The following is a 16,530-nucleotide window of genomic DNA, read 5'->3' as shown; positions in this document are numbered from 1 at the left end:
GTTCTTATCCTCTAGCCCCAATGAAGTTGCCCTTGCAGAGTTATACTCTCTATTAGTAAAAGGTTCTAGTTTAAATTTTAATATATACACTGTTTCCTCCATTGATGCTGTCATTTTAAATTTTTGTGAAAATGTAATAGATAAGCAAGAATTAGTTACAATTATTAATGATCTAAAAACAAATACTAATAACATATACTAACTAGTAACATAAGCGGCGACTACTCCATTATTAATAGTATTAACCAAAGAGACCAGTGCTCTGCGACCAATAAACTAATTGAGGTTTCTACTTAAAAGAAAAGTTTACATCTCCTCAACATTATAGTCAACAACACGACACAAATTACGCGAATAATTAAGGTATAGATAGATGGCAACCAGAGCCACAGTCTTCACAATTAAAAGTAAGTATATAACACGTCTTCTCTTTTAATTTCAATTACGATAACAATCACGATTTTTTACAACAAACTATAATAAAAAGATCTTATATTTAGTGGGCTATTAATTTAGTCTCTTCCATATCCCGTTGCGTGATATTGCCAGTTATAATTAATAGTTTTTTTGAATATAGACACAGCGTAACTAACACCGGTTAAGATAATTAAGTGTTGGTTTTATACCTATATAATTAAGTTCTACGCAAGCTAAAAAAAAATCAATAAGTTTAAAATAACCACTAAATATTATATTATGAAACACCTAATTGTAATTACTTTATTATTTGCATTTACTGAAATGATGGGACCAGTAGGGATTAATACACTTAATCCAGAAGAAACATTTGACGTAAATGGGACCAGCAAATTTAGAACGACAGACCAAGCAGAAATAACAACTACTAAAATAGGAGGCCTAGATAACAACGGAGTTTTTCGCGAAATTACTATCGGCACAAACTTAAAGCTGCAAAGTAATACTCTGAGTTCTTATGGTAACCCTAGATACTCTTTTGGAGAAATCACTTTAGACGATAATAGTAGTTACGGTAAATTTGATAATGTAGACTTACTCATTGGGTCTGGCGAGAGTAACGAAAACAAAAATATTATTAAGATTAAAGTGACTGATACCGACGGTAAATTAAAATTTACTGGCATTAAAGCGGGAGCGAATGGGCAACACATTTGGTTGTATCCACTACACGGTGAGTTAGAACTTAAAAAAAATGATGATGCCTCATTAGGTCCAAATCAAATAGAAAGTAATCCTGCAATGAAGCCCAAAAAATACGAAATGATTGAGCTGTTGTATGATGGAACTAGAACTAAATGGATTATTATGCAAAATCCAAGAACATTATTCTAATTAAGAAACTGAATAGTCAATGACACATTTATGCTTTTTTGCACTACAACAGCATAAGTTCTTTCTATATTGTTTGCGCTATCAATTAATAATATTTTATACTTTTAATGAGTATTTAGCAGTTGTTAATGATCGCATTTTTAACTATAGAATAAACACGTAAATAGTCTATAAAGAAATTAAAGGGTATTTATACGACTAACTTTTAAGCCTTTATGAAAAAAACATTAATAATAGTACTAATCTTGAATTTTATTTCTTGTTCAACTTCTAAAGTAGACAGTACGGAAATGATATATAAAACTAGTTTTAATGATTTAAAAATTGTTAAAACATCTAAAGTTATTAATTCAGATACTATTAATTTTAACGAATTACGATTCTACAAAATTGACTCTGCTTCTGATACAATGAAATCAATGTACCTTGATTTTGGAATATGGAACAGCCAAGCTAAAGGATTACATCTAGAAAATATGAATCGTAAAGTATGGGAAAACATAAAACTTTTAAAAAATGATGAAGTTTTTACAATTATAGCGGACGGAACAGAAACTATAAATGATTATTATGCGTGCTTAATTGTTTTTGATTCTAAAGGAAAAGATTGTTTTGAGGAATACCATCCTTTAAAGGATAAAATAATCAATTTGTTTAACCAAAGAATACAAGTGAATAGGAAAAAGACACTAAATCATAGCCTTTTAAGATAAACAATTACGCCCAATCGAGCAGGCGACGACCAACCGACTGATTTACAGAACGCCTTAACACCACTATACATACGGAGCTCCCCGTAACACGTTCGCGACAGGCTGTAAACGGCGGTTTAATAGTCATCTCTACAACAATATTAATAGCAAGTCCCAAAAACATTACGTAGCTATAAAAAATGCCGTGTATGGTTAAACTTTTGCGGCAGGTAATAGACGAAAACTAACAAATAATACCACATATTTTAAAACCCCAACAAGGCTATAAAAACAAAAGATATACTTTCTCCAATTTAAATAACCACTACCCCATATTCACGATTTTTTTACACTAAAACAGAATAAGTTATTTCTATATTGCGTGCGCTATTAATTGATCGCTTATATAGTAAATATAAAATTTTATAGTAAATACAATCCCAAAAACGACTCAACGCCTACAAAAACAACAAAGGCCTCTCCGCAAGACCTTATCGACGAAGATTGCTATTCAATTGAGGTCTCTATTAGCTAATGTAATTAGCACCAAAAGCTTCTAAAATCTAGGATTTTAAAAGCTTCTTAATTTTAGGTATATCGTTAAAATTGTTTATTAATGTCTTTTAATTATTACTATTAATTAAAAATAGGCACTTAAAGGATGACTAAATTAATCCTAGTCGACAATTCAAAATCACGGCCAAAAAGATTAGAATTTTAAATACTCTACAGAGGTCTAAATAAATAAGGACTCTGAGTAACTCTAAAAATTCCAACTTAAGTTTACACGTATCGTAGGCGAAGCGCTCCAGTAGAAAATAATTATAAATTGGACGAATAGCCTATTTTGTACTAGTGAAAATTTTAGATTTACGAAAGTCACACACAACTTTTAATCCTGATTTGTAAAAGCCTACAATTCTGTGCATTCTCTTAAAACATCATCTTAAATCTCCACTTCCATTGATAGAGTCATTGGCTCCAATACGGTATGTTTCTTTTTTAGATCGTTGGTAAATGGATCTTTTAAAATAGCTCCAAACTTATCCATATCGGTAACTTCTATAATTACTACCACAGAATTGGGGTCGTTAGCATCTTGGAATGTTTTTAGACTAGACATTACTGGACCAAATATATCCAGTCTATCTTGATGGCCCTTTAACCAAGTGGCAAAACCCCCTACTTTGTGTCTCGCTATAATTGTTTTTTTCATGATTTCTTATGTTTAAATAATTTCGCCTACTCTAACCGGTTTTCGGCTTATCCGTAATTTTTTTTAATAGCTTAAGTATTCGTCGTGTATACGCTCTGTTACCTTTAACTTTTATTGTATGCGATTACTAAAAAATTACTTATCTAGCATCTAATCCAAATGTATTTTGAACAGCTTCATACCAATCGTCGTCGTTGGCAGCATTCCAATCCACCCATTCTTCATCACTCATTGAAGCTCGCCAATCTATAAAAGGCTGTGCATCTGGCCCAATAGGATGTCTTAATTTCCAAGTATTACTTTCTGCGATTTCTAAAATCTTGTTCGCTACTAAACTTGGTGGTGTTGGCGTTTTAAGAGATGCTAAGAACAACCCTCCAAACCTTTTGGAATGCGGATAAATGGATTCTTTATCTACGCTAATTGCCTTGGCCATTTGTGTATTGATAATTCCAGGTTCCACGATTGCGATTCTAATATTAAAAGGTTTCACCTCTTGAGCAAGAGCCTCACTGACAGCTTCGAGGGCAAACTTACTTGCCGCATAAGCCCCCAACGGGCTACTCGAAATATGTCCTGCAACAGAGGCAACGTTAATAATGCAACCCTTGCGATCTTTTCTCATTTGAGGTAACAATGCTTTTATGCAGCGAAGCACTCCAAAATAATTAGTTTCCATAATGGCTTTAAAATTTTCCAAAGCCAATTCTTCAATAGAACCATGGCGCTCGATACCAGCATTATTGACCAAAACATCAATCTCACCCTGCTTTTTGATAATAGTGTTAATACAATCCTTAACCGAAGCATCAGAATCCACATCCATTTCACAAATAATGATGTCAAGAGATTCCTTTTTTATTTTTTGTCTAAAATCGTTAGCCATTGCGGGATTTCGCATAGTAGCAAAGACCTTATGTCCTGCACGACCAAATGCCAAAGCCGTTTCAAGACCAATCCCTTTACTCTTTCCTGTAATTAGTACGGTTTTCATAGTATTCTGTTTTTAGTTATTGGTTATTACCCATGTATTTCTTTAAAGAGTTCATTTTTATGTTATGTAATAGCATTCGCAAATTAGCTGCCACAAGCAATGCAATAATTGAAAGAGTAATCAAATCCATTACCAGTTTCTATGAGCATATTAAACGTTAAACATTAAATTGCTATTATCTGTCGGTTTTATGCGCGTCTACACTCGATCTCAATTAAAAATTCTGGTATATCCAATTCTTTAACACCAATCCAAGAACCTGTAGGAATTGTTTTTTTTTTATAGATTTCTGCTCTATAACCAACAAGTTCTAAGAACTTAGGCATATCTGTGGTGGATACCTTCTCTACTATCACATCATTGAACGTGCAACCGCAATGGGATAGGACTTTTTCTAAATCTGAATAACAGTTTTTCATTTGTTGTTCAAAATCGCCAATTGCGGTGAGTTGTCTTCATTATTCATACTAACTGCGCCAGAGATTTGGATAGCCATAGACTTTTTCAACTTCCGGACTCAGTAGAAAGTCTTCTGTTTTTTTTGTTTGTTTATATTAATACAGCCCGACCTCTCCTTCTACAAAACCTAATATTTCCTTACAGTTAAATCCAATTTCATTTTTTTTTGTGTTCGTAATTTCTGTTTGAAAAGCTTATATTAATCACGCTTTAATAATTAATCCAATAGTTTCGCGTTGTAATAAGCTGTTTCAGAAATTACTGATCCTTCTTCATTGAAATCGTGGATATAATGAATAGGTAAAATAATTTCTTTTTTGTCTGATTTGCGGATAAGGTTTATGTTCCACCAGGATTGAACAACACGGGCATCTCCCATTTCGTAATGCAAATAATCTGGATAGCCCATCATATCAACACTTATAATTTCATATTTATCAAAAACTTGTTGGTCAATTTTCTTTTGTTCTGTTAATGTAATAGTCTCATAGGTTGGTGAGCTTGAATCTACGAATCTTGCTTCTTCGTCATAAAAACGATATGCCTTATCAAAATCTTTCTTCTCAAAAGCATACATCATTTTACGTATTGTGTTTATATTATCATGATGATTATAGATCGTACCGTTAGTTCGGTCTGCAAAACTGGATTGTATTTCAAGAAGAACAGCATCGTTACCATAACCAATAATCATATTAATTTTATGGTCTTTGGTTAGTTTGTACAACCTATGTGCGGCCGCATCGATTTTTACACCAGTGTTTTTTTGCACGCCCTTTAATACATCCCAAGTCTGTACCCAAACTTCTTTATTGGGGTTGTCTTTATTGTATTCAATGGCATCTGGATAAGCGCCAGGATAGGCTTCAATGGCATAATAATCTAGCTGATTGAAATAAACCATCTGGTTTTTAATAAATGCTTCTTTGCCCCTTCCCATATCATTTGTTGCATTGGAAGTTCCGTTGTAAGCTTTAAAATCGTCTGTTAAATAGCTCGCCATTTTAGATTTGTCTCCAGCAAGAGACGCTTTTACAAATTCGTGTACAACATCTATTGCAGGATGTTCAATATAAACGGTACCGTTCTTTTTTTGTGCGTAGCTGATGAATGTACATAGCATCATTACTACAATTACTACTTTTTTCATTGTGTTTAAGTATTGTGTTCGTTATTTCCGAACTGGTTAGTATTGCATTATTACACCGATTGATTTTAACCTTTCGGTTGAAAATCTGGATGCCCACTTTGCCACATTGCAAACGCTAACTGATCTGCAAAGTTTGCCCATGTTACTTCTCTGTCTTCGGTGAAGTGTCCATTGTCATAGTTTACTTTCATCAGTACAGGTTTGTCCGATGCACTTGCATTTTGCACAGCTGCTGCAAATTTACCGGGTTGCCAAGCCGCTACTCTTGGATCTGTCCATCCGGCGATGCAAATAACGGCTGGGTATTCCACCCCCTCTTTAACATGTTGCATGCCGTCCATTTCATAAAGTGCTTTGCTTTCTATATTGTCGTTTACGGTTCCAAATTCAGGAATATTAACAGGTCCATTAGATGAAAATTCAAGGCGCATTGCATTGGCACATCCTACATTACAAATTGCAGCAGCAAATAAATCTGGTCTTTCGGTGATTGCTCTAGATATTAATATACCGCCTGCACTTGTACCCATTCCAGATAATTTTGAAGATTGTGTAAACCCTTGGTCAATTAAATATTCTGCACAACTGATGAAGTCTTTCCAGGTATTTGGCTTTGTCGTTTTAAAACCTGCTTTGTACCACGCTTCACCTTTTTCACTCCCGCCACGTACGTGAGGAACGGCAATGACCACATTTTTCACCGCTAAAGAAGCGTATCTATCACTAAAATAAGGAGTCATGCTGTACCCATAAGCTCCGTAACTATCCATAAAGCACACATTAGACCCCTCTTTTTTTGTTCCTTTTTTATAGATAATAGACAGCGGAATCATTACACCATCGTGCCCTTTTACTTCTACTTCTTCAACAACTAAATCATTATATTCTGCTGGATAGACCGACGGTTTATTAAAAGGGCTTGCCTTAAACTTTTCTGTTTCGGCATTAAATAAAAATTCTGTGAACGGTTTGTTCCAAGAGGTTACTCCCACTAAGTACTCATTACTTTTACTGTCTAGGGATCTAAAATAAACCGTTCCAATAAATGGTAATTCTACTTTACTAGTCGTATTATTTTTAGGATTATATTTATAAAGATGTGAATTTATACCATCGCTATAACGCAACAAAAAATAATCTTTACACCGAATTGAAGATTTCAGAATCATAGTTTTTTCAGGAACGACAACAGTAGCATTATCCCAATTTGGATTTTTTAAATCTGTTGAAACTAGTTTGTAATTATCTGCATCTTTGTAGGTTATAGCATAGATTTTATCATCAAAAACATCTAATCCGCCAACTAGTTTATCTGTTGTTTTACTAAGGGTTTTCCATGCTATTTCTCCTGAATCAAATTGACTAATAGGCGCATAAAATAATGTCATTTCATTCTGTACCGTACCTTCTCCAGCAAAAACGTAGTCCTTTGCATGTTTTGATAAATAAACATAGGGGTATGATTTGGATTCAATATTTAAATTAGGATACGTTTCGTTGCTAAAAAAATCACTATCTGTATCGCTATCTGTACCCAAGGTATGCAGTTTCGTTTTAGGATTTAATCGTCCTTCTGGATCATTATTATCTGCAGATTTAATCCACATATACATAAAGGCAGAATTATCAAAAGTCCAACCCATAGCTCCCGCTGTGGCAGGAATGAGATCTGGCAAAAACTTTTTAGTATCTACGTCCATTACTTGAATGGTGGATACTTCTGCTCCATTTTCAGAATAAGAAATTATTAGCTTTTTGCCGTCATAGCTTGGTATAGCATCTCCAACAGATAATGTTTTACCGTCTATAAATGTTAATGGATCAAAAAGTAAAATTTCCGGACTGTCCATATTTTCGCGGTAATACACCTTACTCACTTTCTCGCCTGGCATTCTTTTCTGGAAAAATATTCTCCCCCCCTCCTTTGTCATATTACCATAGCTAGCAGGTTGGAGTTTATCTAATTTTCGCCATTCGGCTATGAGCTCGTCCCTTCCCGAGATTGTGTTCATCGTGGCATCAGTAAGATCAGCTTGCTGTTTAAACCATGATGCCACCTCTGGATTTTTCATGTCTTCCAGCCAGCGATAATTATCATTGTAAGTTACACCAAAATAGGTGTCACTTACTTCTATTTTTTTTGTAGTTGGGTAATTCCATTGTGCAAAGACTGTGGTACCAAAAAGTACAACCATTGCAAAAACTAATATATTTCTCATTTTAATCGATTTTACACGCCTACTCTAAATCGGTTTTCGGCTTTGCCCGTATTATCCATAACGACGTAATTTGTTTTCCATAGTAGTATTTTGAAAGGGCTTTTCTTCGTTATAAGCAACTAATGCTTGTAAATTAATGACGTCTGGCCGCGTGTTTAATTCGCTGTTTTAAAAAAAATAAATGTGCCCATCTGTCAACTCTGGTGCCAAATATTTTCCTGCGCCATCATCACTACCAATTGCTTTTACTGTAATTTTTGTTTCTTATGATATCAACTCCTCAGCATCTGCCAACTTCTTAGTATCTACATATTGTTGAAATGCTGTGATTTTGCCATTGTTAAAAGTATAAAAGTGTGCCGCCTGCGCATTAACTTCCCTACCTGTTGCCTTTACTTTTAAATGATAGCGCAGTGTAGCAAGCACTTTGTTATTACTCATTTCGTGTAGTTCAATATTCTGCAAAGTGAAAGATTCATACAAGTCGCCTATACGAGCAAAAACTCCTTTTAAAACGGCGTCTAGCCCTATGTAGGGATTGCCATCTGCTAAAGAATTACTTTCGGCTTCGTTCCATATAATTTTTGAATCCATAATTGCTAAAACTGCTGAAATATCGCCAATAGCAAAGGCTTTATAAAGGTTTTCAATGCTTTTTGTGTTCTTGTTTAATGTTGTTGATGTATTCATTTTGGTTGGTTTTAATTACTGATTTATACCGCGTTTTATTATTACTTTTAATGATGTTCTTATCATTTTTAAACATAGATAAGATTTCTAAAGTCTGATCCACTTCCTTTTTTTGTACGCCACAATTCCTTAATGTTTTTATCATACCCCTGCGTTTATTTATGTTTCCAAAAAGCAACGTTCATAAATCTGATAGCGTAAACTTCATCTTTATGTTTAATTATTAATAGATGATACACCCACTTGATATCCCTTCCTTATAAAACAAGCGTTATAATATTTTTCGCCCTTTGCTTTAATGGTTTCTTATAGATTAATTTTTGTGTACTAATGCCTGTAAACAGTTCTTTTTTAAATGTTCCCTCTAAACTTTAGATTAGAAAAAGACTTTAAATCTTATAAAAATATATCGCGGTTAAATAGTTAGCTTTCGACATATCATTTTAAGAATCACAGTCTAAAACACTATCTCTTTTATTGTGAGTGAAGTCAGCATCTTATAACATTGTATTCTAAAACAGTTTTAACCTTCATAAATAGAAATTGTATGCACCCATAGTATATCAAAACTAAAACGGGGTCGTACTTGAGTTTAGTTGGTTAATTTTTCTTAGCCGTTAACTCGTAACCCATTGCTGTGTTAATAGCCATTCTATCATAGTATATCACCGATCTGCTAATCTTTTCGTTTTCTACAAGAGCAGTTAATTGATAAGGTAAATTCATCACAATATTATTTTCTGTGAAAGTATACGTGCCCCAAACAGATAGCCAATCGCCTTTTAAGTCGCCATCAATCACTCTAAAGGCCTGACTCACGTAGTCATTTTTTTGGTTGGTACGTGTTTGGTGATATTCCTTCCAAGCTTCAAGTAGCTCAGTCTTAGTTTCGCTTTCCTGGTAGCTAGGCCCTTCGCCCTGAAAATTATCTGCGAGTAAGCTCGTAACTTTAGTCATTTTGTTATTGATTAGTGCCTCCAAATAATCGGCCACTACTTTTAGGTCGACTTCAGCAGTAGGATTTTCTGTAACCGTCTCTTTATAACTCTTGTCTTGGGCGAAGGTAATTTGCCCAATAATTAGAAGAAATACAATGACACTTGTTTTTAAAGTTTTCATAGTGGTCTGTTTTAAAAATTAATAGCTTTTCAATGTTATAATTTAACACACACTAAACTAATGCTCTCATAATCAATTATCAATCACATATTAATGTGATATTGAATACTAACTTTTTGTATCTTTAAGCTAGCTATTAATTATAACCGTTATTTCTAAATTCTTTAAAATACTGCCCGTTTTTGTACTACAAATAGGTTTACTTGTGGTGTGCAACGGTGTTTATTCCCAAAACCCGTCGCAGATAGATATTCTTACTACAGAGCAAGGCTTAATATTTAGAGATATTACTTCCATCACCCAAGATGCTAACGAAGCTATGTGGTTTGGAACCGACCTTGGTTTGGTTAAGTACGATGGTTATAATTTTAAGGTTTATAACTCCGATAAAAGCAATCCATTTTATATTGAAGAAGAATTAATTACAGGAGAACTGGAATTTGATGCTAATACCAATGAACTCTGGTATATGGCGAATGAAAAACTGTTTAAACTTCAATTATCTACAGATACAATAATCGCTTATAACGGTTCGCATAATATAAAGGGGAAAGTGTTACGCCTTTTAAAAGCTATAGATGGTTGTATTTGGATTATGACTGACGATTTTTTAACTGCCGAAAACGGAAACGCGAAACAATACCTTCAAAAATTAACTAACGGAACATTTGAAGTGAAGGCTTCAATTCGTAGAAGTAAACACGCCTACAGCAGATTAATTGAAGATAAATTAGGCCATATTTTATGGAGCACACCACTTGGAAGTTTAAAGTTTGATCCCGGAGGGAAGTTATTAAACACCTTTAAGTTGTCAACTTTTTACTGGCATAGTTCCAATTTAAATTTTACGGTATCTTTTTACGATAGTGACAACACTCATTATTTTTTTCCGCAGAAAGAACACGGTATCTATACTTTTAATGAAACAGACTTAACGTCTAAACGCCTTTTCGACAGTGAAAATCAATTTTATTATGCCATAGAAGATCATCAAAAACATATATGGTTTGCAGGTAATAAAGAATTGTATCGTATAAGTCCAGAAGGTAATTTAACAGACTATACAGAGCAATTACTATCCCTATTTGAATATTCTAAAATCAATGATCTTTTCATAGATAACAACAAATTACTTTGGGTAGCAACCGATAATGGCTTATTTAAAATACGCATAGGAGAGGAATTATTTTTACCATTGTTTGTATCTAAAAATAAAGGTTGGGGCAACACTATGCGTGGTATTTTTGAAGATGGCAACGGCACTATTTTCGCCAAATGCGAAAGCCAAAACAAGCTTATCTATAAAACAAAGAATGGCGTAATTGATACGCTAACTATTAAAATAGATCGCCTTTCTAAAGAGGCACTTAAATACACAGCAAATTTTTATGCATTAGATACTAAAAAACAAAATGTATTCACATTGGGTGAAAGCTTATTGAAAATAAATTTAAAAAACGGAACAACTAAAAGTTACGACCAATTTAGCCCTAATATAACATTTAAAGGGCAAAACCCACTAATAAAGCTTCGGGATGGCAAATTACTTTTCGGACAAAGTTTAACCAGATTGGTGCTTTTTAATCCAGAAACGGAAACAAGTGAATTCGTTTTTGAAGGTTCTGAAATTGAAAATGATATTGCCGATTTTAGGTATTTCAAAGAAAGTAAAACAGATAGTATCGTTTGGCTAGGAACACGAAATGATGGTGTGTTAAAAATACATCTGAGTGGTCGTGTTGAAAGTATATTTACCACAGATTCTAAACCAAGTATCTCAAGAAACTATATTCTTGTTATTGAAGAAGATTCAAATAAAAGTCTTTGGATTGGTACGCATGGCGGAGGTCTCAATCATATTTCTGCAGATGGAAAAACCATAAAAATATTTACCAAATTACAAGGGTTACCCGATAATAATATTGTTGGCATTTTAATGGATGCTAATAAAAGCTTATGGATTAGCACCTATAATGGCTTATCTCATTTCAAGAAAGAGACCGAGGTTTTTCAAAATTTTTATACCGAAGACGGTCTAACACATTTCGAATTTAATTATACTTCTTTTTTTAAGGATAGTAGAGGCACCTTTTATTTTGGCGGTATGAACGGTGTTAATACATTCAAACCCAATGAAGTCTTAAAACAATCTATAACACCAAAATTACACCTTTTAGGAGTTTCAGGTTATAACAGCAAAGACCAAACCAGATTCTCTACAGATTATAGTCAAATAGAATTTAAGAAGTTTCAGGTATCACCCTATGATCAGTATTTTGAAATCAACTGGACGATGCCAAGCTATTTTCAAAATCAAAAACACACGTACAGCACAAAACTTGAAGGTTTTGAAAACCGTTGGTTTTATCAAAGTAATTCGGCGTCTATACGTTACCACCAATTACCTGCCGGAGACTATGTCTTAAAAGTTAAAGGCAAAGATTCCAGAGGTAATGAAAGTACAGCCCTATTATCTATCCCTATTGAGGTACGTCAAATATTTTATAAAAAATGGTGGTTTATTGGGCTTGTCTTACTGGTAATTATAGGCATTATGTATTCGATATTTAGATATAGATTACAACAAGCTTTGGCTATGGAACGTCTTCGGACTAAAATCTCCAGCGATTTGCATGATGATGTAGGCTCATTATTGTCTGGTCTCGCAATGCAGACTGAACTTATGGAAATTAATGCTAGTGAAGCCGATAGATTCAAACTTCAAAAAATTGCAGGAATCAGCAGAAATGCCATTTCGCAAATGCGAGACTTGGTTTGGAGTATTGATAGCAGACGTGAAACGATTGAGGATTTAATTGAGCGCATGCAGGAGCTTGCAGAAGAGTTGTTATTGCCAAAGGCTATTTCTTTTCATATCGATAGTTCTAACATAAAAAATCCGACAAAAAAATTAACAGCACAGACCAAACAGAATATTTTTTTAATCTATAAAGAGGCGATTACCAATATTTTACGACATTCTGATGCCACTAAGGTAAGCGTTACTATAACTAATCATTCTAAAGGCTGTCAATTTATAATTAGAGATAATGGTAGTGAAAAATCTTCTTATAAATCTACAGGTTTAGGTTTACCGAATATGGTAATGCGTGCCGAAAAATTAAAGGCGAATTTGAAGTTTCAAAAGGAAAACGGATTTAGTGTTTACCTTTTTCTACCTTTCAATATGTAATATCACATCTTAATGTGATTGTGCACCTGTCTTAAAGTCATAACTTTACAAATGAAGAATCTGTTTAACTTAAAAGTTCTTTTAAAGCATTACAAATGAACACTATTAGCTTGGCAATTATAGAAGATGATGTATTAATTCAGGAAAGCCTAGAGGACTTCTTTAGTGCCCAAACTAACATAGAATGTTTGCAAATTGCGTCTTCGGTTGAACAGTATTTGAAGGATTTTGACGCACTTATTAAAGTGCCAAATATTATTCTTCTCGACATTAATTTATTAGGAATGTCTGGGATTGATGGTATTCCGCTTCTATTAAACGAACTCCCGAAAACCAACATCATTATGCTTACCACATTTGAAGATAATGATAGTATTTATAAAGCATTATGCGCAGGTGCTTGCTCGTATTTATCTAAAAAAACGTCACTAAAAAAAATTCTTGAAGCTGTAGAAATCGTTAATAATGGGGGGTCATATATGTCGCCATCCATAGCAAGAAAAATCGTTAATCGCTTTACTCCAAAACATAATCAAAGCAATCTGCTTACACCAAGACAAAAAGAAATTGTTACAGGCATAGTCGATGGCAAAAGTTATAAAATGATAGCCAATGATTTATTCGTTTCTATTGACACTGTGCGTACTCATATTAAAAATATATACAAAGCTTTAGAGATTCATAGTAAAGCTGAATTAATACGAAAATCTTTCGATAATAAGCTGTAATACCAAATAAACGTCAAACTAACCGATTAAATCTATTTCTTTCCCCTTTTTATTTCCATATAAAATAGAATCGTACCTGAGGGCTATGTTTAGATTTTTATCAATCACATTAAAATTCAATTCGTACGATTTAAACATAACCTACAACACTTAATAGATTTTGGATTACACTACTTATTATTAATGTTTTAGAAATGCTCTTAATTCTTGTATCGCTTGTCATTTTTGCATTTCCATTCAAATCTTTAGAAAAAGTTATTGAAACAGTCAACGCAAGTATTGAAAAGTCACTGCTTATAAATAACGATAGTCTAACCGTTTCCACACTTCCAGCACATACCTACTCCTTTCATTTCGCAACAATCTGTTTTACATACGCTACATTACAACAACCAGATTTTATTTCCATCTCACAAATAATTACTAAAACAAAGACTTGGCCGTTTTATACGTTTATTTTCGTTTATCTTTACACCAAGATTGAAAGTCTTACAGACATTTTTAAAATCAATTCCATAGTAGCTATCAGGCTACCTCATAAAAAAGAAACTTGCAAAGCCCCTTTGTTTATAGAGATTTGCGCGACAGGTTTTAACCCAGTCGAGGCCACTATTAAAACCAGTACCTCGAAGAGTTTTTTTATTTGACCACAATTTGCAGAATAAAGAAAAGTTAACTTAATGAGTTATCTGATTTTTTACCTTAATACTTTTAAATCCCCTTTTTTTTTCGGTAAACAAATAAAAATCAGACTTATCACAAAACAGAATCTATAAAACAGATTGTAATTACATTACCCTACAACTAATTTTATTTAGTTAGCCCTTTTTTTACTCCTATTTAGTACTAAAAGTAAAAAGTTGTTTATGGTAAACCAGAATATCAACTCGATATATATTTCTATTTTTATAGTTTAAAATAAAGCTGTTATTATTTACGCTGAGCACGTTTACAGCCTAGTTGTATTTTTTTAAATAACTTTGAAAACTTTACAGATATAAAGAAGTTGTAAGCAACTTTAGAAAAATAATTTGTAACATTTTGCCATTCCTTGTATCTAAATGAAAACTACAGGAAACAAAATGAACTAAACACTAGCATTATTCGCATTTATAGTATCTACAATCGTAGTTAACTCTCAGACACTTTATTCAAAAGCATTTGGCAATCCAAATGACAAGCCACTAGTCTACCTTCACGGTGGTCCAGGATATAATTCTGTAGGTTTTGAAGTAACAACAGCTCAGAAAATTTCGGAAAACGGTTTTTATGTTATTACTTACGACAGACGTGGAGAAGGACGGTCACCAGACGAATATGCAAAATTCACTTTTAATGAAACTTTTGATGATTTAAATTTAATTTATGATACATTCAATTTAACATCAGCAACACTAATAGGGCATAGCTTCGGTGGTACAATTGCTACCTTATATGCGGAAAAACATCCAAATAAAGTTAAATCTATCATTCTCGTATCAGCACCGCTGTCTATGCAAGAAACATTTTCAACAATATTAAAAGCGTCAAAAACTATTTATAAAAACAAAAAAGATAGCACTAATCTTAATTATATAAGTATGCTAGAAAAAATGGACAAAAGCTCTATTCAGTATAGCTCATATTGTTTTAGTCACGCTATGCAAAATGGATTTTATTATCCAAAAGAGCCAACAAAAGAAGCCGTCAATATTTATTCAAAAGTTTAAAACGGATACCCTACTTTTAAAATATAGTTCGCAAATGACTTATGAAGCTCGAAGAGGATTTTAGAAAAACGAAAAACACACCACACTAGATATAAAACAAAACCTAAAAAAAGCACTAAACAATGGCACTACTATTTTCGGTTTATATGGTAAAGATGATGGCTTATTTTCAGAAGTTCAAATAAGAAAAATTGAAAGTTTAATTAATAAGGATAATTTGGAATATTTAGAAAACTGTTCTCATAACCTTTTTATTGACCAACAAACAATGTTTATAGACACATTAAAAAAGTGGACTGAAGAATGAATTTCGAAACTATTTATGACACTTATTGCCAAAAGGTTTTCAGGCTTTGTATGGGGTCTGTAAACGATACAGATTTGGCGAAAGATTTAGCTCAAGAGACATTTATTAAAATTTGAAAACAATTACCCAAGTTCAGAAATGAATCTTCGATTGGAACCTGGATATTTATAATTGCCTCCAATACTTGTTTACGCCAAATTCAAAAAGATAATAAGATGCCTAAGTCTGAATTCCCCATAGAGATTAAGGAAGGCGTTTTAGAGACAAGTATTGAGAACGATTTACACCTTTTACATCAATATATTTCAGAATTACAGGAAGTAGAAATAATAATAATATCACTGGAATTGGAAGATATCAATCAAAAATAAATAGCCAAAATCGTTGGTCTTTCAGAAGGTAATGTTAGAGTTAAGGTTCACAGAATAAAAGAAAAATGGAGACCATTAGAGACTTAAAGAAAATATGGCTTAAACAAGAAATTGAAATTCCAGAAGTTGAAGATTGGATGTGCTAATTTAGCGGACAGTACAAGTTAAGCATAAAGTCTTACATTTAACTTATGACACAAGAGCGAAAGAAATATGATCCAGCTTTTAAACGACAAGCTGTAGAATTAAGTAAGGACAGAAAGAACCTGTCAGAACTAGCAAGAGAACTAGGTATCAAGGTTACTCTTTTATACAAGTGGCGTAAAGAATTTGAAGCTTTTGAATCGGGAAGTTTCCCAGGCAATGGTAATT

General features: G+C 33.2%; 15 protein-coding genes and 1 pseudogene. 9 read left to right on the top strand and 7 right to left on the bottom strand.

The features are described 5' to 3' along the window. The 3 genes from ES677_RS15540 to ES677_RS14205 form a co-directional block, all read left to right on the top strand. A partial coding sequence (locus ES677_RS15540; protein ID WP_211357892.1) for a hypothetical protein occupies positions 1-202 on the top strand: 202 nt, incomplete at its 5' end. A 494-nt stretch (positions 203-696) separates the two neighbouring features. Continuing rightward, complete coding sequence (locus tag ES677_RS14210) at positions 697-1,311, top strand: hypothetical protein (RefSeq protein ID WP_148381591.1); 615 nt, start codon at positions 697-699, stop codon at positions 1,309-1,311. 290 nt (positions 1,312-1,601) lie between these two features. Further along, positions 1,602-2,024 carry a hypothetical protein gene (locus tag ES677_RS14205; RefSeq protein ID WP_148381590.1) on the top strand — a complete coding sequence of 141 codons (423 nt, stop codon included), beginning with the start codon at positions 1,602-1,604 and terminating at the stop codon, positions 2,022-2,024. Positions 2,025-2,949: 925 nt separating this feature from the next. Here the strand turns inward: ES677_RS14205 and ES677_RS14200 are convergent. The 7 genes from ES677_RS14200 to ES677_RS14170 all read right to left on the bottom strand — a co-directional run bounded on the left by ES677_RS14200 (position 2,950) and on the right by ES677_RS14170 (position 9,850). Further along, the gene (locus ES677_RS14200; RefSeq protein WP_148381589.1) at positions 2,950-3,219 is read right to left on the bottom strand and encodes a hypothetical protein; all 270 of its coding nucleotides are present in this window, start codon (positions 3,217-3,219) and stop codon (positions 2,950-2,952) included. 139 nt (positions 3,220-3,358) lie between these two features. Continuing rightward, positions 3,359-4,213 carry an SDR family oxidoreductase gene (locus ES677_RS14195; RefSeq protein ID WP_148381588.1) on the bottom strand — a complete coding sequence of 285 codons (855 nt, stop codon included), beginning with the start codon at positions 4,211-4,213 and terminating at the stop codon, positions 3,359-3,361. A gap of 188 nt (positions 4,214-4,401) precedes the next feature. Next, positions 4,402-4,632 (bottom strand): RidA family protein, encoded by a 231-nt coding sequence (locus tag ES677_RS14190; RefSeq protein ID WP_246124578.1) that lies wholly within the window; start codon positions 4,630-4,632, stop codon positions 4,402-4,404. A gap of 257 nt (positions 4,633-4,889) precedes the next feature. Further along, on the bottom strand, positions 4,890-5,822 hold the full coding sequence (locus tag ES677_RS14185; protein ID WP_148381587.1) for a nuclear transport factor 2 family protein: 933 nt from the start codon (positions 5,820-5,822) through the stop codon (positions 4,890-4,892). Positions 5,823-5,887: 65 nt separating this feature from the next. Beyond that, positions 5,888-8,041 carry a prolyl oligopeptidase family serine peptidase gene (locus ES677_RS14180; RefSeq protein WP_148381586.1) on the bottom strand — a complete coding sequence of 718 codons (2,154 nt, stop codon included), beginning with the start codon at positions 8,039-8,041 and terminating at the stop codon, positions 5,888-5,890. A gap of 264 nt (positions 8,042-8,305) precedes the next feature. Beyond that, positions 8,306-8,731, bottom strand: coding sequence for a nuclear transport factor 2 family protein (locus ES677_RS14175; RefSeq protein WP_148381585.1), 426 nt, complete (start codon positions 8,729-8,731; stop codon positions 8,306-8,308). A gap of 600 nt (positions 8,732-9,331) precedes the next feature. Next, a complete protein-coding gene (locus tag ES677_RS14170) occupies positions 9,332-9,850 on the bottom strand; it encodes a nuclear transport factor 2-like protein (RefSeq protein ID WP_148368248.1) in 519 nt (172 codons plus the stop codon). Positions 9,851-10,055: 205 nt separating this feature from the next. Here ES677_RS14170 and ES677_RS14165 point away from each other — a divergent pair, with 205 nt between their 5' ends. From ES677_RS14165 to ES677_RS14145, 6 genes and pseudogenes are all read left to right on the top strand, one after another. Continuing rightward, positions 10,056-13,043, top strand: a complete 2,988-nt coding sequence (locus ES677_RS14165; RefSeq protein WP_246124576.1) for a sensor histidine kinase — start codon at positions 10,056-10,058, stop codon at positions 13,041-13,043. Positions 13,044-13,138: 95 nt separating this feature from the next. Further along, the gene (locus tag ES677_RS14160; protein WP_148381583.1) at positions 13,139-13,771 is read left to right on the top strand and encodes a response regulator; all 633 of its coding nucleotides are present in this window, start codon (positions 13,139-13,141) and stop codon (positions 13,769-13,771) included. A gap of 1,112 nt (positions 13,772-14,883) precedes the next feature. Then, positions 14,884-15,258 (top strand): annotated as a pseudogene (locus ES677_RS15750) (alpha/beta fold hydrolase); the annotation flags it as partial. A 6-nt stretch (positions 15,259-15,264) separates the two neighbouring features. Continuing rightward, a complete protein-coding gene (locus tag ES677_RS15745; RefSeq protein ID WP_246124574.1) occupies positions 15,265-15,480 on the top strand; it encodes a hypothetical protein in 216 nt (71 codons plus the stop codon). A 522-nt stretch (positions 15,481-16,002) separates the two neighbouring features. Continuing rightward, positions 16,003-16,158, top strand: a complete 156-nt coding sequence (locus tag ES677_RS15855; protein ID WP_317130617.1) for a hypothetical protein — start codon at positions 16,003-16,005, stop codon at positions 16,156-16,158. 191 nt (positions 16,159-16,349) lie between these two features. Further along, positions 16,350-16,530 (top strand): transposase (locus ES677_RS14145; RefSeq protein ID WP_148380285.1); only part of this gene is annotated, 181 nt, incomplete at its 3' end.

Origin of the sequence: Bizionia gelidisalsuginis (assembly GCF_008086185.1) — a bacterium.
Taxonomy (GTDB): Bacteria; Bacteroidota; Bacteroidia; order Flavobacteriales; family Flavobacteriaceae; genus Bizionia; species Bizionia saleffrena.
This window is presented reverse-complemented; position numbering and strand designations above follow the sequence as displayed.

Excerpts from the sequence above, each read along its gene's own strand:
- ES677_RS14190 (WP_246124578.1), bottom strand. The coding sequence starts at position 4,632 with ATGAAAAACTGTTATTCAGATTTAGAAAAAGTCCTATCCCATTGCGGT.
- ES677_RS14200 (WP_148381589.1), bottom strand. The coding sequence starts at position 3,219 with ATGAAAAAAACAATTATAGCGAGACACAAAGTAGGGGGTTTTGCCACT.
- ES677_RS14205 (WP_148381590.1), top strand. The coding sequence starts at position 1,602 with ATGATATATAAAACTAGTTTTAATGATTTAAAAATTGTTAAAACATCT.
- ES677_RS14185 (WP_148381587.1), bottom strand. The coding sequence starts at position 5,822 with ATGAAAAAAGTAGTAATTGTAGTAATGATGCTATGTACATTCATCAGC.
- ES677_RS14160 (WP_148381583.1), top strand. The coding sequence starts at position 13,139 with ATGAACACTATTAGCTTGGCAATTATAGAAGATGATGTATTAATTCAG.
- ES677_RS14195 (WP_148381588.1), bottom strand. The coding sequence starts at position 4,213 with ATGAAAACCGTACTAATTACAGGAAAGAGTAAAGGGATTGGTCTTGAA.
- ES677_RS14180 (WP_148381586.1), bottom strand. The coding sequence starts at position 8,041 with ATGAGAAATATATTAGTTTTTGCAATGGTTGTACTTTTTGGTACCACA.
- ES677_RS14170 (WP_148368248.1), bottom strand. The coding sequence starts at position 9,850 with ATGAAAACTTTAAAAACAAGTGTCATTGTATTTCTTCTAATTATTGGG.
- ES677_RS14175 (WP_148381585.1), bottom strand. The coding sequence starts at position 8,731 with ATGAATACATCAACAACATTAAACAAGAACACAAAAAGCATTGAAAAC.
- ES677_RS15745 (WP_246124574.1), top strand. The coding sequence starts at position 15,265 with ATGCAAGAAACATTTTCAACAATATTAAAAGCGTCAAAAACTATTTAT.
- ES677_RS14210 (WP_148381591.1), top strand. The coding sequence starts at position 697 with ATGAAACACCTAATTGTAATTACTTTATTATTTGCATTTACTGAAATG.
- ES677_RS15855 (WP_317130617.1), top strand. The coding sequence starts at position 16,003 with ATGCCTAAGTCTGAATTCCCCATAGAGATTAAGGAAGGCGTTTTAGAG.